Annotated in this window: 15 protein-coding genes and 4 tRNA genes; 15 read left to right on the top strand and 4 right to left on the bottom strand. The window is 61.5% G+C overall.

Going from position 1 to position 18,903, the window contains the following annotated elements; translation table 11 throughout:
• Positions 1-191: 191 nt before the first annotated feature.
• From CDV46_RS21080 to CDV46_RS21045, 8 genes are all read left to right on the top strand, one after another.
• Positions 192-1,961, top strand: coding sequence for an acetolactate synthase 3 catalytic subunit (locus CDV46_RS21080; protein WP_058378133.1), 1,770 nt, complete (start codon positions 192-194; stop codon positions 1,959-1,961).
• An 87-nt stretch (positions 1,962-2,048) separates the two neighbouring features.
• Positions 2,049-2,540, top strand: a complete 492-nt coding sequence (gene ilvN / locus CDV46_RS21075) for an acetolactate synthase small subunit (protein WP_023595471.1) — start codon at positions 2,049-2,051, stop codon at positions 2,538-2,540.
• Positions 2,541-2,619: 79 nt separating this feature from the next.
• A complete protein-coding gene (gene ilvC, locus CDV46_RS21070) occupies positions 2,620-3,636 on the top strand; it encodes a ketol-acid reductoisomerase (RefSeq protein ID WP_058378134.1) in 1,017 nt (338 codons plus the stop codon).
• Between the two features lie 222 nt (positions 3,637-3,858).
• Positions 3,859-4,494, top strand: coding sequence for a phosphatidylserine decarboxylase (locus tag CDV46_RS21065; RefSeq protein ID WP_058378135.1), 636 nt, complete (start codon positions 3,859-3,861; stop codon positions 4,492-4,494).
• A 181-nt stretch (positions 4,495-4,675) separates the two neighbouring features.
• Positions 4,676-5,554 carry a CDP-alcohol phosphatidyltransferase family protein gene (locus CDV46_RS21060; RefSeq protein ID WP_058378136.1) on the top strand — a complete coding sequence of 293 codons (879 nt, stop codon included), beginning with the start codon at positions 4,676-4,678 and terminating at the stop codon, positions 5,552-5,554.
• A gap of 222 nt (positions 5,555-5,776) precedes the next feature.
• Positions 5,777-6,262, top strand: a complete 486-nt coding sequence (gene lysM / locus CDV46_RS21055) for a peptidoglycan-binding protein LysM (protein WP_058378137.1) — start codon at positions 5,777-5,779, stop codon at positions 6,260-6,262.
• A 215-nt stretch (positions 6,263-6,477) separates the two neighbouring features.
• A complete protein-coding gene (locus CDV46_RS21050; protein ID WP_058378138.1) occupies positions 6,478-8,022 on the top strand; it encodes a 2-isopropylmalate synthase in 1,545 nt (514 codons plus the stop codon).
• A 224-nt stretch (positions 8,023-8,246) separates the two neighbouring features.
• Positions 8,247-9,389 carry a MerR family transcriptional regulator gene (locus CDV46_RS21045; protein ID WP_087724747.1) on the top strand — a complete coding sequence of 381 codons (1,143 nt, stop codon included), beginning with the start codon at positions 8,247-8,249 and terminating at the stop codon, positions 9,387-9,389.
• 9 nt (positions 9,390-9,398) lie between these two features.
• Here the strand turns inward: CDV46_RS21045 and CDV46_RS21040 are convergent, their stop codons facing one another.
• Positions 9,399-9,914, bottom strand: a complete 516-nt coding sequence (locus CDV46_RS21040; protein ID WP_058378140.1) for a hypothetical protein — start codon at positions 9,912-9,914, stop codon at positions 9,399-9,401.
• Positions 9,915-10,056: 142 nt separating this feature from the next.
• On the opposite strand from CDV46_RS21040, the gene CDV46_RS21035 reads away from it, so the two are divergent.
• The 7 genes from CDV46_RS21035 to CDV46_RS21005 all read left to right on the top strand — a co-directional run bounded on the left by CDV46_RS21035 (position 10,057) and on the right by CDV46_RS21005 (position 15,196).
• The gene (locus CDV46_RS21035; RefSeq protein WP_087687020.1) at positions 10,057-11,331 is read left to right on the top strand and encodes a branched-chain amino acid ABC transporter substrate-binding protein; all 1,275 of its coding nucleotides are present in this window, start codon (positions 10,057-10,059) and stop codon (positions 11,329-11,331) included.
• A 251-nt stretch (positions 11,332-11,582) separates the two neighbouring features.
• Complete coding sequence (gene rpsO, locus CDV46_RS21030; RefSeq protein ID WP_087687021.1) at positions 11,583-11,852, top strand: 30S ribosomal protein S15; 270 nt, start codon at positions 11,583-11,585, stop codon at positions 11,850-11,852.
• Positions 11,853-12,157: 305 nt separating this feature from the next.
• Positions 12,158-14,305 carry a polyribonucleotide nucleotidyltransferase gene (gene pnp, locus CDV46_RS21025; protein WP_058378143.1) on the top strand — a complete coding sequence of 716 codons (2,148 nt, stop codon included), beginning with the start codon at positions 12,158-12,160 and terminating at the stop codon, positions 14,303-14,305.
• A gap of 215 nt (positions 14,306-14,520) precedes the next feature.
• Positions 14,521-14,596, top strand: a tRNA-Ala gene (locus CDV46_RS21020).
• 174 nt (positions 14,597-14,770) lie between these two features.
• A tRNA-Glu gene (locus tag CDV46_RS21015) sits at positions 14,771-14,846 on the top strand.
• A 97-nt stretch (positions 14,847-14,943) separates the two neighbouring features.
• A tRNA-Asp gene (locus tag CDV46_RS21010) sits at positions 14,944-15,020 on the top strand.
• Between the two features lie 99 nt (positions 15,021-15,119).
• A tRNA-Asp gene (locus CDV46_RS21005) sits at positions 15,120-15,196 on the top strand.
• A gap of 226 nt (positions 15,197-15,422) precedes the next feature.
• Here CDV46_RS21005 and gudD read toward each other — a convergent pair.
• The 3 genes from gudD to CDV46_RS20990 form a co-directional block, all read right to left on the bottom strand.
• On the bottom strand, positions 15,423-16,751 hold the full coding sequence (gudD, locus tag CDV46_RS21000) for a glucarate dehydratase (RefSeq protein WP_441339348.1): 1,329 nt from the start codon (positions 16,749-16,751) through the stop codon (positions 15,423-15,425).
• 257 nt (positions 16,752-17,008) lie between these two features.
• Positions 17,009-17,728, bottom strand: coding sequence for an SDR family oxidoreductase (locus tag CDV46_RS20995; RefSeq protein ID WP_087724742.1), 720 nt, complete (start codon positions 17,726-17,728; stop codon positions 17,009-17,011).
• Between the two features lie 129 nt (positions 17,729-17,857).
• Complete coding sequence (locus CDV46_RS20990) at positions 17,858-18,787, bottom strand: LysR substrate-binding domain-containing protein (RefSeq protein ID WP_087724739.1); 930 nt, start codon at positions 18,785-18,787, stop codon at positions 17,858-17,860.
• Positions 18,788-18,903: the final 116 nt, after the last annotated feature.

Below are 18,903 nucleotides of genomic sequence, written 5' to 3'. Positions count from 1 at the left end.
AATGCATAAACCCGCTTGACCATTTTGCTGCAAACCAGTAAATTTGCCAGTTCGCAATATCTGTGATTGTCTCAATATCGGCACGCTTAAAAGGTGTGTCCATCATTCAGACGCGCAGCTTGAGCCCGGACCATAAGTTCGCGGGGAGAGCACCCGATCAAAATTTTTGCCGAAACTTTGAAAGGTCGACAATGAACATGCCAAGCGCGGAATTCTCCGAGGCGGAAGCAACTCGCCATCAAAACACTTCCGAAGACATGATTGGCGCCGAGATTCTCGTGCGCTCGCTTCAGGAAGAGGGTGTCGAACATCTGTGGGGTTACCCCGGTGGTTCGGTGCTCTACATCTACGACGAACTCTACAAGCAGGACAAGATCCAGCACATCCTGGTTCGCCATGAGCAAGCTGCCGTGCATGCGGCCGACGCTTATTCGCGTTCCACCGACAAAGTCGGCGTGTGCCTCGTGACGTCTGGCCCCGGCGTGACCAATGCGGTCACCGGCATTGCCACGGCGTACATGGATTCGATCCCGCTCGTGATCATTACCGGGCAGGTGCCCACGGCCGCCATCGGTCTGGACGCCTTCCAGGAATGCGACACGGTCGGTATTACCCGTCCGTGCGTCAAGCACAACTTCCTCGTGAAGGACGTGCGCGACCTCGCCGCCACCATCAAAAAAGCCTTCTATATCGCCAAGACCGGCCGTCCCGGCCCGGTGCTGATCGATATTCCGAAGGACGTGTCGAAGGCACGCTGCCGCTTCGAGTATCCGAAGTCGGTGTCGCTGCGCTCATACAACCCGGTCACGAAGGGCCACTCGGGTCAGATCCGCAAGGCGATGAGCCTGCTGCTCTCGGCCAAGCGTCCCTATATCTATACCGGCGGCGGCATCATCCTCGCCGATGCATCGAAGGAACTGAACCAGTTCTGCGACCTGCTCGGCTACCCGGTGACCAACACGCTCATGGGCCTGGGCGGGTATCGCGCGAGCGATCCCAAGTTCCTCGGCATGCTGGGCATGCACGGCACGTACGAAGCCAACATGGCCATGCAGCACTGCGACGTGCTCATCGCCATCGGTGCGCGCTTCGACGACCGTGTGATCGGTAACCCGGAACACTTCACCTCGACGGCTCGCAAGATCATTCACATCGATATCGACCCGTCGTCGATTTCGAAGCGTGTGAAGGTCGATATCCCGATCGTCGGCGACGTGAAGGAAGTGCTGCGCGAAATGATCGAAAACCTGCAAACGGCCGAACATGGCCCGGACACCGGGGCCCTGGCCGACTGGTGGAAGCAGATCGAGGAATGGCGCTCGCGCGACTGCCTCGCGTTCGATCGCGAGAGCGAAATCATCAAGCCGCAACATGTGGTCGAAACCTACTGGAAGCTCACGGAAGGCGACGCCTTCGTCTGCTCGGACGTGGGGCAGCACCAGATGTGGGCCGCGCAGTACTACCGGTTCAACAAGCCGCGCCGCTGGATCAACTCCGGTGGTCTGGGCACGATGGGCTTCGGCCTGCCGGCCGCCATGGGCGTGAAGATGGCGCATCCGGATGCTGAAGTCGCCTGTATTACCGGCGAAGGCTCGATCCAGATGTGCATTCAGGAGCTCTCGACGTGCCTGCAATACCGCACGCCGATCAAGATTCTGTCGCTCAACAACCGCTATCTGGGCATGGTTCGTCAGTGGCAGCAGATCGAATACAGCAAGCGTTATTCCAGTTCGTACATGGATGCGCTGCCTGACTTCGTGAAGCTCGCCGAGGCCTACGGTCACGTGGGCATGCGCATCGAGAAGTCGTCGGACGTCGAGCCGGCACTGCGCGAAGCGTTGCGCCTGAAGGACCGCACGGTATTCATGGATTTCCAAACGGATCCCACCGAGAACGTCTGGCCGATGGTTCAGGCCGGCAAGGGCATCAGCGAGATGCTGCTGGGTTCGGAAGATCTGTAACAAGGCGCGTGCGCGCCGCAGTGCGAACGGCCCAGGCCGGCGCACGGGCGCAGCGAACCCACAAAATTGGACAATCCGGGATACACCATGAGGCACATTATTTCTGTTTTGCTCGAGAACGAGCCGGGCGCGCTGTCGCGCGTTGTCGGCCTCTTCTCCGCACGTGGCTACAATATCGAGACCTTGACCGTCGCGCCGACCGAAGATCGTTCGCTCTCGCGCATGACGGTGGTCACGACGGGCTCCGACGATGTCATCGAGCAGATCACCAAGCACCTGAACCGGCTGATCGAAGTGGTGAAGGTGGTCGATCTGACCGAAGGCGCACATATCGAGCGTGAGCTGATGCTCATCAAGGTGCGCGCCGTGGGCAAGGAGCGCGAAGAGATGAAGCGGATGTCGGATATTTTCCGCGGCCGCATCATTGACGTAACTGAAAAGACCTACACGATCGAACTCACGGGCAACTCGTCGAAACTCGACGCGTTCATCGAAGGGCTCGATCGCACGGCGATTCTTGAGACGGTACGTACCGGCGGCTCGGGAATTGGTCGCGGTGAGCGCATCCTGAAGGTCTGACCGGTAACGGCAACGCGGTAAGCGGATTTCGATCCATTCTGATTTCAGTTTAATTTTAGTAATACGGGACAATTTCAAAATGAAAGTTTTCTACGACAAAGACGCCGACCTCTCCCTCATCAAGGGCAAGCAAGTCACGATCATCGGTTACGGCTCGCAAGGCCATGCCCACGCACAGAACCTGAAGGACAGCGGCGTGAACGTGACGGTCGGTCTGCGCAAGAACGGCGCTTCGTGGAACAAGGCGGTCAACGCCGGCCTGAACACGCAAGAAGTGGCAGAAGCCGTGAAGTCGGCTGACATCGTCATGATGCTGCTGCCGGACGAGCAAATCGGCGACGTGTACAAGAACGAAGTGCACGAAAACATCAAGCAAGGCGCTGCCCTGGCCTTCGCACACGGCTTCAACGTTCACTACGGCTGCGTGATCCCGCGCGCTGACCTGGACGTCATCATGATCGCCCCGAAGGCTCCGGGCCACACGGTGCGCTCGACGTACTCGCAAGGTGGCGGCGTGCCGCACCTGATCGCCGTGGCACAAGACAAGTCGGGCGCCGCTCGCGACATCGCTTTGTCGTACGCAGCGGCTAACGGCGGCGGCCGTGCCGGCATCATCGAAACGAACTTCCGCGAAGAAACGGAAACCGACCTGTTCGGCGAACAAGCCGTGCTGTGCGGCGGTACCGTCGAGCTGATCAAGGCCGGTTTCGAAACGCTGGTGGAAGCCGGCTACGCGCCGGAAATGGCGTACTTCGAGTGCCTGCACGAACTCAAGCTGATCGTCGACCTGATCTATGAAGGCGGCATCGCCAACATGAACTACTCGATCTCGAACAACGCCGAGTACGGCGAGTACGTCACCGGCCCGCGCGTCGTGACGGAAGAGACGAAGAAGGCGATGAAGCAGTGCCTGACGGACATCCAGACCGGCGAATACGCCAAGTCGTTCATCCTGGAAAACAAGGCTGGCGCCCCGACCCTGATCTCGCGTCGCCGTATCACGGCCGAGCACCAGATCGAGCAAGTTGGCGGCAAGCTGCGCGCGATGATGCCGTGGATCGCCAAGAACAAGCTGGTCGACCAGTCGAAGAACTAAGCACGAACCACGACGTAACGGTTCAAGCAGTATCAGCCGTCCGCCGTGCCGTGGCCTCCGCCGCGGCCCGGCGGGCGGTTTTTTTTGTGACGCGAGCGTGTCAGATGGCGAAAAAGTGTCGTCTCGTCCCGCGCATTGCTACAATGCCGCCACGCCACGGTTTGGCCCAAAGCAGGCCGACCCGCTCACTCAACCGTTTTCCCAAGGACGCGAGTCAATCGCATGAATTATCCTCACCCGATCATCGCCCGCGAGGGCTGGCCCTTCCTGGGCATCGCCGTCGCCGTCGCGCTTGTCGTGCACTTTCTGGCAGGCGTGTTGTGGGCCGCGCCGTTCTGGGTGATCGCCCTGTTCGTGCTGCAATTCTTCCGCGATCCGCCGCGTCAGGTGCCGCAGCAGGCAGGCGCCGTGCTTTCGCCGGCCGACGGCCGCATCGTCGCCATCGAAACCACGCAGGACCCCTATGCAGGCCGTGAAGCGCTGAAGATCAGCGTGTTCATGAATGTTTTCAACGTTCACTCGAATCGTGCCCCGGTTGACGGCACGGTGACCAAGGTGGAATATTTCCCGGGGCGTTTCTTCAACGCCGATCTCGACAAGGCATCGCTTGAGAACGAGCGCAATGCGCTGGTGATCGACGTGGGCGGTCAGATCGTCACGAGCGTGCAGGTCGCCGGCCTGATCGCGCGCCGCATTCTCTGCTACGTGAAGCCGGGCGAGACGCTCACGCGTGGCCAGCGTTACGGTTTCATCCGTTTCGGTTCGCGTGTCGATGTGTACCTGCCGCTGGGCTCGCGTCCGCGCGTGGCCATCGGCGACAAGGTGTCGGCCACGTCGACGATCCTCGCCGAGCTGTGATCGACACGGTTTGAACCCGTCGGGCCGTGCGGGGCGACGCCACTTTTTGTGAAATGGGGTGCGTCACCCTGCCGCGGTCTGCAACTGCTTTCGCTTCTCGCGTTCCAATAGCGGTGATCCGTCGCGCAATGGGGTGATCAGGCCCCTGCCCGCAGCCTTTAGCATCGTCAAGGAGGTTCAGATGCCGGAAAACCATCGCGGCCGCTTACGCAACAATGTCAGACACCTTTCGCCGTTTGGCCGTCATAAAAACCCTTCCGCGGACGCATCGATGAACGAAGACCACGACCAGGTTGTGGACGAAGAGCTGCCGGTACGCCCGCGCAGCCGCGGTATTTACCTGTTGCCGAACGCCTTTACGACGGCGGCGCTGTTCTGTGGCTTCTTTGCCATCGTGCAGGCCATGAACGACCGTTTCGAACAGGCCGCCATCGCCATCTTTTTCGCCATGGTGCTCGACGGCATGGACGGGCGCGTGGCCCGCATGACCAATACCCAGAGCGCGTTTGGCGAGCAATACGATTCGCTTTCCGACATGACGTCGTTCGGCGTGGCGCCGGCGCTGGTCATGTACGAATGGATTCTCCACGAGATCGGCAAGTGGGGCTGGCTGGCAGCCTTCGTCTATGTGGCCGGTGCGGCACTGCGTCTGGCGCGCTTTAACGCGAACATCGGCGTGGTCGACAAGCGCTTCTTCCAAGGGTTGGCCAGTCCGGCGGCGGCGGCGCTCATCGCCGGGTTTGTCTGGATCACGATCGACAACAAACTGCCCGTGAACGTGTTCTGGATGCCCTGGGTGGCGTTCGGTCTGACGATCTACGCCGGGATGTCGATGGTCTCGAACGCACCGTTCTACAGCGGCAAGGCGCTCGACGTGCGTCAGCGCGTGTCGTTCGGGGTGGTGCTGCTGTTCATGGTCGGCTTCATTCTGGTGTCGTCCGACCCGCCGCTGGTGCTGTTCGGCATGTTCTGCCTGTACAGCATTTCGGGCTACGTGCTGTGGGTCATCCGCTTCGTGAAGGGCCGCCGCCAGCGGATCTTCGGCGAGGTGGACGAGTAAAAGCGCGGTTGAATCACATAAGGGGCGTCCAAGGGCGCCCCTTGTCACATCTGCCTGTCAGTATTGTCAGGTGAACCTGTGTGGCGATGCTGTAGTCTAGTGACTTGTTGTCTTGCGAGCGCAGGCTCCGAATTACCCCCTCGGCGCGGACACCTCCCGGTCAATTTGACCGGGCCCCGGTTCGGCGCCGTTTCCGTAGTTCTACGTGACGAAGGAGAAATCATGGGCATTCTGGACTTCGTGAAGGAAGCTGGTCAGGCACTGTTGGGCAGCAAGGCGCAAGCCGCCGAGCCGCCCCCGCCGGGCCCCGATGCGGACGCCGCCAACCGGACGGCCGCCGAGGCCATCGAGAACTACATCAAGACGCAGAACCTTGATGCCACGGGACTCACCGTGACCTTCGACGGCGCATCGCGCACCGTGACGGTCTTCGGCGTGGCAGCCGATCAGGCGACCAAGGAAAAGATTCTGCTTTGCTGCGGCAACGTGAAGGGGGTTGCCCAGGTCGACGACAAGATGTCGGTGTCGACGGCGTCTGCCGAGGCGACTTATCACACCGTCGAGAGTGGCGACACGCTCTCAGCCATCTCGAAGAAGGTCTACGGGGATGCCAACAAGTACAACGTCATCTTCGAGGCGAACAAGCCGATGCTCTCCAGCCCGGACAAGATCTACCCGGGGCAGGTGCTGCGCATTCCGCCGGCCTGACATGGTGGTATTCGTCTCCTGTTGAGACAAAACGGCCCGGCAATTGTGAATTGACCGGGCCGTTTTTTTGGGCAATGATTTCGCACCGCTATCGCCACGCAGCCCGCCGTCTCCCGACCGGCCCCGCCCGCGCGCGCCGCTTGCCACCCGGGCAAGCGTGACGACAAGACGCCAAGAACAAACCAAACCCTACGAGATCCCCACAGGAGTAAGTCATGGCTGACAAGCTGATCATTTTCGACACGACCTTGCGCGACGGCGAACAGTCGCCCGGCGCCTCGATGACGCGCGACGAGAAGATTCGTATCGCCCGCCAACTGGAGCGTCTGCGCGTTGACGTCATCGAAGCCGGCTTCGCGGCCAGCTCGAACGGCGACTTCGAGTCGATCAAGGCAATCGCCGGTATCGTCAAGGACAGCACGGTGTGCTCGCTGGCGCGCGCCAACGACCGTGATATCGCCCGTGCCGCCGAGGCGCTCAAGGGGGCCAACTCCTCGCGTATCCACACGTTCATCGCCACTTCCCCGCTGCACATGGAGAAGAAGCTGCGCATGACGCCCGATCAGGTGTTCGAGCAGGCCAAGCTTGCCGTGCGCTTTGCGCGCCAGTTCACCGACAACATCGAATTCTCGCCGGAAGACGGCAGCCGCTCGGATCTGGACTTCCTCTGCCGCGTGCTCGAAGCCGTGATCGACGAAGGCGCCACGACCATCAACGTGGCCGACACGGTCGGCTACGGCGTGCCGGAACTCTACGGTCAGCTCGTGCGTACGCTGCGCGAGCGCGTGCCGAACTCGGACAAGGCCGTCTGGTCGGTGCACTGCCACAACGACTTGGGCATGGCTGTGGCGAACTCGCTGGCGGGCGTGCAGTTGGGCGGCGCGCGCCAGATCGAGTGCACGATCAACGGTCTGGGCGAGCGCGCGGGCAATACGTCGCTCGAAGAAGTGGTCATGGCGCTCAAGACGCGCAAGGACTACTTCGGTCTGGAACTGGGCATCGACACGACGCAGATCGTGCCGGCGTCGAAGCTGGTGTCGCAGATCACCGGTTTCAACGTGCAGCCGAACAAGGCCGTGGTCGGCGCCAACGCCTTCGCGCACGCGTCGGGCATCCATCAGGACGGCGTGCTCAAGGCGCGCGACACCTACGAAATCATGCGTGCGGAAGATGTGGGCTGGACCGCGAACAAGATCGTGCTGGGCAAGCTCTCGGGCCGCAACGCGTTTAAGCAACGCTTGCAGGAACTGGGCATCGAGATGGAGTCGGAGCAGGACGTGAACGCCGCGTTCGCCCGCTTCAAGGAACTGGCCGATCAGAAGTCGGAAATCTTCGACGAAGACATTCTGGCCATCGTCTCGAACGAAGCGCAGGCGGAGAGCGGCGAGCACTTCTATCTGGTCTCGATGGCGCAGCACTCCGAGACCGGCGAGCGCCCGAGCGCGCGCGTGGTGTTCACGGCGCAGGGCAAGGAACTGGTGGGCGAGTCCGAGGGCAACGGCCCGGTCGATGCGGTGCTTAACGCCATTGAATCGCAGGTGCAAAGCGGTGCCGAGCAGCTGTTGTACTCGGTCAACGCGATTACCACGGGCACGCAGTCGCAGGGCGAAGTGACCGTGCGTCTGTCGAAGGGCGGCCGTATCGTGAACGGCGTCGGCACTGATCCGGACATCGTGGCTGCGTCCGCCAAGGCTTACCTGTCGGCGCTCAACAAGCTGTATTCGAAGGCCGAGAAGCTCAACCCGCAACTCACGCCGTAATGTTGCCGGTGAGCGGGTAAGGGAGACTGCGGTGCAATGACAGGGTTGATTGGCTGTCGTTTCATCCGGCGCCTTATTCCTCCGGGCCGTAGAAAAAGCCGCCGCTTTCGTTGCAACGAGGGCGGCGGCTTTGTCGTCTCTGGCGGCGTGATTCAATTCGCTTGACCCGGCCCCCGGGGCCGACCCGAACATGCGCTCATCCCTAGCCCATGAAGGAGCGATGTATGGTGTCTTCCGATCGAAATCTCACGGCGTCCGAGGCGGCGCGACAGCTTGGCGTATCAGGCAAGGCGCTGCGCCTCTACGAGCAACATGGCTTGCTGGCGCCGGGGCGCACCGCTGCCGGTTATCGCCAGTACCGCGCGACGGATATGGCGCGTGCCGGGGAGATCGTGGCACTGCGCAAACTGGGCCTGAGCGTCGCGGAGGTCAAGGCGGTGCTGGACGGCGATACACAGGCGCTGGTGCGAGCGCTCGATATGCATGAAGCGAGGCTTCTGAGCGATATGGCTGCCCGGGCGCAGCAGATCGCCCGGGTGCGTGAGCTGCGCGCCGAGCTTCGTGATGGACGAATGCCGGCCACCGGCGCGCTGGCACAACTGCTGCGCGATCAGCGTCACGACGAGCCGGGTGGGGCGCCGCTGGACGTCGGCTTCGCGTTGCCTTGGCCGTGGGGCGGCGAATGGTTCGAATTGAAGGACTTGCCAGCGATCACCTTTCTGACCGGTCCGTTGGGCAGCGGCAAGACGCGGCTGGCGCTGCAACTCGCCGAATCGATACCGGGTGCCACGTTCGTTGGTCTGGATCGAGTCGCACCGGAAGGTGCACCCGCTTTGGCGCGGGCTTCCGCTGACGATGCCGCGCGCATGGCGCGTGTCGAGCGAGCCACGGCATGGATGCTGGAGGAGGGCGGAGAGGCCAGTGATGACTTGCGTGCACTGCTGATGGCGCTCGATGTTGACGACACCGCCGGGGACGACGTGGCCCCTGTGGCGGATGCCTCTGACGCAATTGGCGAAGCCGGCGAGGCCAACGGGAAACACACCTCTCCTGTCGTCGTTGTCGACATGGTGGAGCAGGGGTTGAATCAGGCGACGCAGGAAGCATTGATCCGTTTCCTGCGCCACCGTGCGGGCATGTCGTCGCAGCGGCTCATCTTGATGACGCGCTCGGTACACATCCTCGATCTGTCCGCCGTCGGGCCCAACGAACTGCTGATTCTGTGCCCGGCCAATCACGCGCCGCCGTTCAGCGTTGCACCGTATCCCGGCGCGCGAGGCTACGAAGCGCTCGCGTCGTGTCTGGCACCGATCGATGTGCGGGCGCGCACGCAGGGCATGATCTCGTGGCGCCCGCCCGCGACCTGAGCCAACGGCTCAGAACATGTTGTTGTCGCGCTTCTCGTGCAGCGGATCCGGGCTGATCTGTGTGGTCTTCACGACACCATCGACATCGAAGTAGAAATTCATCATCGTGAACCACACGTCATCCTGCTTGAAGCGGTAAGTCCAGACTTCACGCTTCATCAGCGGAAAGGCCGACGTCTCGACCGGCTCGCCGAAATGATGCAGCACGTCGGTCTTGGTCCACTTGTCGATCTCGACCTTGTTGAACTCCGGTGTGGACAGGACCTGCGTGGTTTTCAGCAGGCGGCCCTGTGCGTCGAAGTCCACGGCAATGGTTTCTTCCCCGAACGGCTTGGTCGGGTAGAGCCATCGGGTGACGCCGGGGGCGAGCGGGTAGACCTCCTTCGGCTTGCCGAGCTGGGCCTGAACGTCGGCTTGCGACAGATTCGGTGACAAGGTTTGCCATGCCGGGGTGTAGCAGGCGGTGAGCGACAGGGCCAGCGCAGTGGTGGCGAGCGTTGCGCACACTCTGGAAATCAGGGTCATGAATAGCCTCGCATTGACGCGGAAATACCGCACAGCGGCATGTCGCTAGCATACCGCCGTGTGACTTATCGTGGGGCGCCTCGGCTTGCCGGGTGCGGACCGGGCAGTTATGATTCGCGCCGAGAGAGTTACTGGGGCCTCGATGAAACTTCACGTCTTGCTGGCGCGCTTGTTGCCGTGCCTTTGCGCTGTTGGCCTGTTGGCTGCCACTGGACTGGCGCACGCTGCGCCGCCGATTCGCCTCGCGCTCATCGAAGGCATGAGCGGGCCGTTCGGCAATGCGGGGGCGATGGTCGAGCGCAATCTGCGCTTCGCGATCGAGCGCGTGAACGCCCGCGGCGGCGTGAAGTTACGCGACGGCGCCCATCCGCTTGAACTCACCGTTTTTGATAGCAAAGGGGCGGTCGAAGACAGTCTGGTGCAGCTCAAGGCAGCCGGCGATCTGGGCATTCCCTTTGTCTTGCAGGGCAACAGCTCGGCGGTGGCGTCGGCCCTGATCGACGCGATCAACAAGCGCAACGCCCGCGAGCCGGGCCAGCGCATGCTGTTCTTCAACTACTCGGCGGTCGATACCGCGCTCACCAACGAGCAATGCAGCTTCTGGCACTTCGCCTTCGATGCGAATGCCGCCATGCGCATGCAGGCGCTGACCGAGGCGATCAAGGAAGATCCGAGCATCCAGAAGGTTTATCTGCTCAATCAGGACTACAGCTTCGGCCGGCAGGTCGCCGGGCTGGCTCGCCAGATGATCGGGGCGAAGCGCCCCGACGTGCAGATTGTGGGTGAGCAGTTCAGCCCGGTAGGCCGCGTGAAGGATTTCACGCCGTACCTCGCGCGCATCCGCGCGGCGGGTGCCGATACCGTGGTGACCGGCAGCTGGGGCAACGATCTCACGCTGTTGGTGAAAGCCGCGCGTGAGCAGGGCATGGAACTGAAGTTCTACACGTTCTACGGCAACGCGCTGGGCGCGCCTGCTGCCCTCGGTGACGCCGGAGTGGGGCGCGTGTATGCGGTGGCCGAGTGGCACCCGAACGTAGGCGGCGAGGCCTCGGACGCGTTCTACAAAGCGTTTCGCGCGCGCTATCCGGAGGCCCGTGACGACTATCCGCTGCTTCGCATGAGCGTGATGGTCGACATGATCGCGTCCGCGCTCGAACAGGCGGGCACCACCGACGTGACGACCGTGGGCCGCGCGCTGGAGAACCGCCGCATTCGCGAGGCGCCCGCCGACGCGTGGATGCGCCCGAACGATCACCAGATGATCGAGCCGCTGTATGTCTCGGTCATGCGCCGTGCCGGCGAGCCGGGCGTGAAGTTCGACAACGAGGGCTCGGGCTACGGTTTCAAGACGGTGATGGAATTGCCCGCCAGCAAGGTGGCGCTGCCGAGCACCTGCCGGATGGCGCGCCAGCGGTGATTGATGCGATTTTCGCGACAATCGACTGATTTTGGGCCGATTGTCCGGCGGATTTCCGGATTTTTCACCCCGAAATCGAGGCGTCAGGCCCGCCCGCCGGGGCGGGGCACGGAAAATTGTGGCGGCCTGATGGCAATTCCCGTATAATCGCGCACTTGCAGTTTTTGTTTATGCGCGGCGATGTCGCGCATGTTTTTGTAAGTTCACGGCACGGCCATTCTTCCGTGACCGCTTGTATCCAAGGAAAGCAAATGTCGAACGCAGAAATCAAGAAGTCGGACGTCGTGGCGCAATTCGCCCGCACGGCCAATGACACGGGTTCCCCCGAAGTGCAAGTTGCGCTGCTGACCACGCGCATCAACGAACTGACGCCGCACTTCAAGGCTCACATGAAGGATCACCACAGCCGCCGCGGTCTGCTGCGCATGGTGAGCCGTCGTCGTAAGCTGCTCGATTACCTCAAGGGCAAGGATGCAGACCGCTACCGCGCCCTGATCGAGAAGCTGGGCCTGCGTAAGTAAGCGATTACGATTACGACGAGATGCCTGTATCAGCGTGCTGATGCAGGCATTTTGTTTTTGGGCGACGCCAGACGAGCATCATTTTGATGTTTTTCCGGCGGCCAGCCCGGTCCTCGCACCGGGTTTCCGAGTTACGGGGCCTCGTCGGCAAGCAGGGCTTGTGTCATTCCAGGGTCGCATCAGAGAGCAGCACGGCAACGCGCCGAGCAACGCTGGAATGGCATAACACTCCCCCCTGTGCGGCGTCGGGACCACCCCGGCAGCGATATCGCGCCGCTGCTGCATTCGCGCGATTCGATAAAGGAGTGCAAATGTTCAATAAAGTCGTCAAGTCTTTCCAGTGGGGCCAAAACACGGTTCGCATGGAGACGGGTGAGATCGCTCGTCAAGCGTCGGGCGCTGTGCTCGTCGACATGGACGATACCGTCATTCTGGCAACGGTCGTTGGCGCAAAGAAGGCCAAGGCAGGCCAGGACTTCTTCCCGCTGACCGTCGATTACCTTGAAAAGACTTACGCCGCCGGCAAGATCCCGGGTGGCTTCTTCAAGCGTGAAGGCCGTCCGTCGGAAAACGAAACGCTGACGTCGCGCCTGATCGACCGTCCGATCCGCCCGCTGTTCCCGGAAGGCTTCTACAACGAAGTCCAGGTGGTGGTGCAGGTTGTCTCGCTGAACCCGGAAGTGCCGGCCGATATCCCGGCCCTGATCGGTGCTTCGGCCGCGCTGGCCATTTCGGGTCTGCCGTTCAACGGCCCGGTCGGTGCCGCACGCGTTGCCTACGTCGACAGCCAGTACGTGCTGAACCCGTCGCGTGAGCAGATCGCCAAGTCGCAACTGGATCTGGTCGTCGCCGGTACGGAACAAGCCGTGCTGATGGTGGAATCGGAAGCCAAGGAACTGCCGGAAGACGTGATGCTGGGCGCTGTGGTGTTCGGTCACGAGCAACTGCAAACGGCCATCAACGCGATTCACGACCTGGTGCGTGACGGTGGCAAGGCCGAGTGGGATTGGACCCCGGCCGGCAAGAACGAAGCCCTGATCGCACAAGTGACCGAGCTGGCTGACGCCTCGCTGCGCGCCGCTTACCAAACGCGTGAAAAGCAAGCACGTACGCAAGAACTGCGTACCGTGACGAGCGACGTGCTGGCCAAGCTGGGCGAAGCTGCTGCTGCCAAGGGCGAAGCGGCTCCGGACGCGATCGAAGTCGGCAACATCCTGTTCGATCTGGAAGCCAAGATCGTGCGTAGCCAGATTCTGGCAGGCGAGCCGCGTATCGACGGCCGCGACACGCGCACCGTGCGTCCGATCTCGATTCGCACCGGCGTGCTGCCGCGTGCGCACGGTTCGGCACTGTTCACGCGTGGCGAAACGCAGGCACTCGTGGTGGCCACGCTGGGCACCAAGAGCGACGAGCAGATCATCGACGCGCTGCAAGGCGAGTACCGTGACCGCTTCATGCTGCACTACAACTTCCCGCCGTTCTCGACGGGCGAAACGGGTCGCGTGGGTTCGCCCAAGCGTCGCGAAATCGGTCACGGCCGTCTGGCCAAGCGTGCTCTGGTGGCTTGCCTGCCGGGCGCTGACGATTTCGGCTACACCGTGCGCGTGGTGTCGGAAATTACCGAGTCGAACGGTTCGTCGTCGATGGCATCGGTGTGCGGCGGTAGCCTCGCCATGATGGACGCCGGTGTGCCGCTGACCTCGCCGGTCGCCGGTATCGCCATGGGCCTGATCCTCGACGGCAACAAGTTTGCCGTGCTGACCGACATTCTCGGCGACGAAGATCACCTGGGCGACATGGACTTCAAGGTGGCAGGTACGTCGAACGGCGTGACCGCACTCCAGATGGACATCAAGATCCAGGGCATCACGAAGGAAATCATGCAGGTCGCGCTGGCGCAAGCCAAGGAAGGCCGTCTGCATATTCTCGAAAAGATGACCGAGGCCCAGTCGGGCGTGCGTACGGAGCTGTCGGAATTCGCACCGCGCATGGTCACCATCAAGATCAACCCGGAAAAGATCCGTGACGTGATCGGCAAGGGTGGTTCGGTGATTCGCGCGCTGACCGAAGAAACGGGCACCAGCATCGACATCTCGGACGACGGCGTGGTTACCATCGCCAGCCCGAGCGCTGAAGGTATTGCTGAAGCCAAGCGCCGCATCGAGCTGATCACCGTGGAAGTGGAAGTCGGTCAGGTCTACGACGGCACCGTGCTCAAGCTGCTCGAGTTCGGCGCGATTGTCTCGGTGCTGCCGGGCAAGGATGGTCTGCTGCACATCTCGGAAATCCTGAACGAGCGCATCAACAACATCAACGACTACCTGAAGGAAGGTCAGTCGGTGCGTGTGAAGGTGATCCAGCAGGATGACAAGGGCCGTCTGCGTCTGTCGCACAAGGCACTGACCGAAGAAGAGCGCGTTGGCGCAGCGGTTGTGACCAAGCACGAAGGGTAAGCCACGACGGGCCGGTCGTTGAACTAATCAACCCGGCTTCGCAGTGGTTTCGGTGAGGTGGCATGCTTGCATGTTGCTGCGCTGAATGAGAACGGCGACTCTACGGAGTCGCCGTTTTTCATTTTTCGCACGAATCGGCAAAATAATGCGGAAAAAGTGCGAGAGGGGTATTTACAGGAAATGGGTTTGTCATTAGAATCTCATTTCTCTGTTCGGGGGGTATAGCTCAGCTGGGAGAGCGCTTGCATGGCATGCAAGAGGTCAGCGGTTCGATCCCGCTTACCTCCACCACGGATTCCGAAGCTTGATTTTTGGGCGCGTCGAAAGAGCAAGATTCTTGCAAAAACGATGCAAAAAACTTGAAAATAAAGCTTCACAAGCGAAGAAATGTTGTTTAGAATAGCGTTCTTCGCGAAATGCAGTAAAGAGAAGCAAACGCGAAACAGACAAAGTTTTGACGATTTTGTCCCCTTCGTCTAGAGGCCTAGGACATCACCCTTTCACGGTGAGTACAGGGGTTCGAATCCCCTAGGGGACGCCAGAATTGGTGCCGGTAGCGAGTCGGTGTCAGTTTGAAAATGCCACGAAGTCGGTGGCAAAAGCCCGCTGAAAGTTTGGCGGGTTTTTTTGTCGGTTTTGGAGCGGTAGTTCAGTTGGTTAGAATACCGGCCTGTCACGCCGGGGGTCGCGGGTTCGAGCCCCGTCCGCTCCGCCAAAACCTACGAAGTTCGGTGATCTGCGCATGAAAATGCTGCAATGCCGGACAACTAGCAGGAAAGCAAAGTGATTGACGTCACGATGCCGCAGCAAGTTTGGAGCGGTAGTTCAGTTGGTTAGAATACCGGCCTGTCACGCCGGGGGTCGCGGGTTCGAGCCCCGTCCGCTCCGCCAAATAAAAAGCCTGTTCAACGAAAGTTGGACAGGCTTTTTTCTTTGGCGCGGCGTTTTTGACGCGCTCCCGATAGGTTTCCCGGGAGCGTTATTTACCGCGAATTCATCTGAATTTTCTTCAAAAAGTGGCTTGCGGATGTTTCGCGCGATTTTCCAAAATCGCGCAGTTAGCTCGCATTGCGTCCCTGTCGTGACAGCCACCTTCCGATGACCCTCTCCAGTGCCCTCACCGCACGAGGCAGGGACGCTTCGGATCGAACTTCCAGTTAGGGATCAAATACTGCATCGCCACGCTGTCATCGCGCGCGCCGAGTCCGTGTTCAAGGTATTGCGCATGAGCAGCTTCCACGGCGTCCATGTCGAGCGTCACACCCAACCCGGGTGTCGACGGCACCTGCACCTTGCCATTCACGATCTGGAGCGGGTTTTGCGTCAGGTACTGACCGTCCTGCCAGATCCAGTGCGTATCGATCGCAGTGATGTTGCCCGGTGCCGCAGCCGCCACATGCGTGAACATGGCGAGCGACACATCGAAGTGATTGTTCGAATGCGAGCCCCACGTCAGGCCCCAGTCGTTACACATTTGCGCGACGCGCACCGAGCCTTGCATCGTCCAGAAGTGCGGGTCGGCCAGCGGAATGTCCACCGACTGCAACTGAATCGCGTGGCCCATCTGACGCCAGTCGGTCGCGATCATGTTGGTGGCCGTCGGCAGGCCGGTGGCGCGCCGGAATTCCGCCATCACCTCGCGTCCCGAGTAGCCGTTTTCTGCGCCGCACGGGTCTTCGGCGTAGGCGAGCACGTCGTGTTTGTCGCGGCATAGGCGAACGGCTTCGGCGAGCGACCATGCGCCGTTCGGATCGAGCGTGACGCGGGCTTGCGGAAAGCGTTTCGCCAGCGCCGTGACGGCTTCGATTTCTGCGTCGCCGTCGAGCACGCCGCCTTTGAGTTTGAAATCCTGAAAGCCGTATCGCGCATGGGCCGCTTCTGCCAGACGTACGACAGCGTCGGGGGTCATGGCCACTTCCGTGCGCACGCGCTCCCAGTCGTCGCGGGCGTGGCGGTTGTCGTCATACGGCAAGTCCGTCGCGTGCCGGTCACCGATGAAAAAGAGATAGCCCAGCATAGCCACTTCAGTGCGTTGCTGACCTTCGCCAAGCAGCGCTGCGACCGGCACTTCGAGATGCTGGCCCAGCAGATCGAGCAGCGCCGCTTCGAGCGCCGTGACGGCGTGAATCGTCGTACGCAGATCGAAGGTTTGCAGACCTCGGCCGCCGGCGTCGCGATCGGCAAACGCGCGGCGCGTCTGGCCGAGAATCGCCTGCACATTGGCAATCGACTGGCCAACGACATACTGACGTGCATCTTCGAGGGTCTTGCGAATCGATTCGCCACCAGGGACTTCGCCAACGCCGGTGTGCCCGGCGCTGTCTTTCAGGATCACCAGATTGCGCGTGAAGAACGGGCCGTGGGCGCCGCTCAGGTTCAGCAACATGCTGTCGCGTCCGGCGACAGGAACAACGCGCAGTTCGGTAACGATGGGGGTTCGGGTCATGGCGGGTGAGGTCTTGTCTGACGAAAGCGTGAGTGGGTACATACAGGCTTGTTGTATGTCGTCAGACAACATTCTAGGGAAACTTCTTTCCGATGCCTTTCCGGGTATACCCTTTTACGAATGAAATTACCGGCGATAGAACTCAGTCAGGTGTTCAGCCGAGAGGGAAGGGATGGCATCACCCACCCGGACGCGCCTGCCGAATCTCGCACCGATCCGCCATGTTCTTGATGAAATAGTTGTCGTACAACGATGCGTCAGGAGCGTCCGCCAAGACTGCCGCCGCCATCGACACCCAACACCTGCCCGGTGACGAAGCTGGCCGATTCCGACAGAAAGAAGACGGCGGCCGAAGCAATTTCTGCCGGGTCGCCGAGGCGGCGCATGGGGATCGTGGCGAGAATCCTGCGCTCGGCGTCGCTGCCGACGGGGCGCGATTTGCGGAACAACTCGGTTTCCACGGGGCCCGGCGCGACGGCGTTGCTGGTGATGCCGTATTCCGCGAGTTCGAGTGCCCACGTGCGCGTGCAACCCACTAACGCGCTTTTTGCTGCGGCGTACGCGGTGCGATCCAGTCCACCGTAGATGGCCCGGCTGGTGATGTTGACGATGCGCCCGTAACGGCGCGTCTTCATGGCGCCGACGAAGTGTTGCGTCACCTGAATCGCTGCACGCACGTTCAGATCGAAGACCTGTTGCAGCGTGGCGAAGTCCAGTTGTTCGAGCGGTTGCGGCGACGCGATGCCGGCGTTGTTCACGATGCCGGTGATCTCGAAGCGCTCGCCGATACTGCGTAACGCATTGCCTGTCTGGTCGACATCGGCGAGATCGCATTCGACGAGCGTGCCGGGAAAATTGACATCGGCCGTATGGCGCGCGATGCCCACGACGCGGTGGCCTTGTTCTGCGAGCAGGGCGCTGATCGCGAAGCCGATGCCGCGTGTGGCGCCGGTGACGAGAAACGTTTGTTGATGCATTTGGAAGCGGGCGCCGAGGCGAGCCTGCGAGGTCGGCCGGCGTTCTCAAAGGTGGCAGAACGAATGAGTGTATGCCTGAAGTGCGCCGACTGCCGGGCAGCCTCGGATGGCCCGATGCCCCCGCAGATATCACCCGGCGATCACTGGCCGATGCGTATCGGGCGCCCGGCTGACTAGCCAATCGATGAAGGTGGCCAGACGCGGGTCGTCGTCGGCCCGATACAGGCAGTGATAGGGCGGGCCTTCGAGACGGACGGTGTCGTCGAAGAGGGCGACCAGCTTGCCGCGATCCAGATCGTCCTGAATCACGGCGCGCGGGGCGAGACAGATACCGTGTCCGCTCGCCGCCGCGCGCAGCGCCAGCAGAAACTCGTCGAAGATCGGCCCGCGTAGCGTTTCGCCCACGCTGACTTGCGCGCAGTGGAACCAGTATTGCCAGCCTTGCGGCAGACCCGCGTAGTGCAGCAGCGGCGCATGAAGCAGATCGGCGGGGGTGTGCAGCGCGTCAAGCGACGGGAGATCCGGTGCGCAGACTGCCACGGCCTCGCTGCGCAGCCAGGGTTTCGAGATGAAGCCTTGTCGACGCAGTTCCGGGGTGTAGCGGCGAATCACGACATCGCTCGTTTCGTCGAGCTGCCCGATGTGTTGATCCGGCGTCGTGACGATTTCCACTTCGATATCGGGATGATGGCTGCGAAAGTGGGCCAGATGCGGCAGCAGCCACGCGTGAGTGAACGACGTCGAGGCGTTCACGCGAATCGGCAGGTGGTGGGTGTCATCCAGCATCTGCTCGGTGGCTTCGGCGAGCCGGCCCAGGCAGGCCGATACGTCCGTCCAGTAGTGACGGCCGCGCACCGTGAGGCGCACGGTGCGGCCATCGCGTTCGAACAGTTTTTGTCCGAAAAAGGATTCGAGCACGCGAATTTGCTGGGCAACGGCGCTCTGGGTGACGTTCAGCGCTTCGGCGGCAAGCGTCAGGCTGTTCAGCCGGCCGGCGGCTTCGAAACTTCGCAGAGCGTTCAGGGGTGGCAGTCGGCGCGAGGGGCGCAGGGGGCGCATGGCGGAACCTTGTAGAACGGCTAATGCGTTAGCAAGAATAAGTCGTTTGTGGCGGGCATCGCGGGTTCCTATTATAGGTGCGCTCTCTCGTCCTCCTAAGCTCATGAGTCATCTCT

It is taken from the genome of Pandoraea sp. PE-S2T-3 (assembly GCF_002179965.1).
Classification (GTDB): domain Bacteria; phylum Pseudomonadota; class Gammaproteobacteria; order Burkholderiales; family Burkholderiaceae; genus Pandoraea.
Note: the sequence above shows the minus strand (reverse complement) of the source record. Positions and strands in the feature narration are given on the sequence as shown.

Excerpts from the sequence above, each read along its gene's own strand:
- CDV46_RS21080 (WP_058378133.1), top strand. The coding sequence starts at position 192 with ATGAACATGCCAAGCGCGGAATTCTCCGAGGCGGAAGCAACTCGCCAT.
- ilvN (WP_023595471.1), top strand. The coding sequence starts at position 2,049 with ATGAGGCACATTATTTCTGTTTTGCTCGAGAACGAGCCGGGCGCGCTG.
- ilvC (WP_058378134.1), top strand. The coding sequence starts at position 2,620 with ATGAAAGTTTTCTACGACAAAGACGCCGACCTCTCCCTCATCAAGGGC.
- CDV46_RS21065 (WP_058378135.1), top strand. The coding sequence starts at position 3,859 with ATGAATTATCCTCACCCGATCATCGCCCGCGAGGGCTGGCCCTTCCTG.
- CDV46_RS21060 (WP_058378136.1), top strand. The coding sequence starts at position 4,676 with ATGCCGGAAAACCATCGCGGCCGCTTACGCAACAATGTCAGACACCTT.
- lysM (WP_058378137.1), top strand. The coding sequence starts at position 5,777 with ATGGGCATTCTGGACTTCGTGAAGGAAGCTGGTCAGGCACTGTTGGGC.
- CDV46_RS21050 (WP_058378138.1), top strand. The coding sequence starts at position 6,478 with ATGGCTGACAAGCTGATCATTTTCGACACGACCTTGCGCGACGGCGAA.
- CDV46_RS21045 (WP_087724747.1), top strand. The coding sequence starts at position 8,247 with ATGGTGTCTTCCGATCGAAATCTCACGGCGTCCGAGGCGGCGCGACAG.
- CDV46_RS21040 (WP_058378140.1), bottom strand. The coding sequence starts at position 9,914 with ATGACCCTGATTTCCAGAGTGTGCGCAACGCTCGCCACCACTGCGCTG.
- CDV46_RS21035 (WP_087687020.1), top strand. The coding sequence starts at position 10,057 with ATGAAACTTCACGTCTTGCTGGCGCGCTTGTTGCCGTGCCTTTGCGCT.
- rpsO (WP_087687021.1), top strand. The coding sequence starts at position 11,583 with ATGTCGAACGCAGAAATCAAGAAGTCGGACGTCGTGGCGCAATTCGCC.
- gudD (WP_441339348.1), bottom strand. The coding sequence starts at position 16,751 with ATGACCCGAACCCCCATCGTTACCGAACTGCGCGTTGTTCCTGTCGCC.
- CDV46_RS20995 (WP_087724742.1), bottom strand. The coding sequence starts at position 17,728 with ATGCATCAACAAACGTTTCTCGTCACCGGCGCCACACGCGGCATCGGC.
- CDV46_RS20990 (WP_087724739.1), bottom strand. The coding sequence starts at position 18,787 with ATGCGCCCCCTGCGCCCCTCGCGCCGACTGCCACCCCTGAACGCTCTG.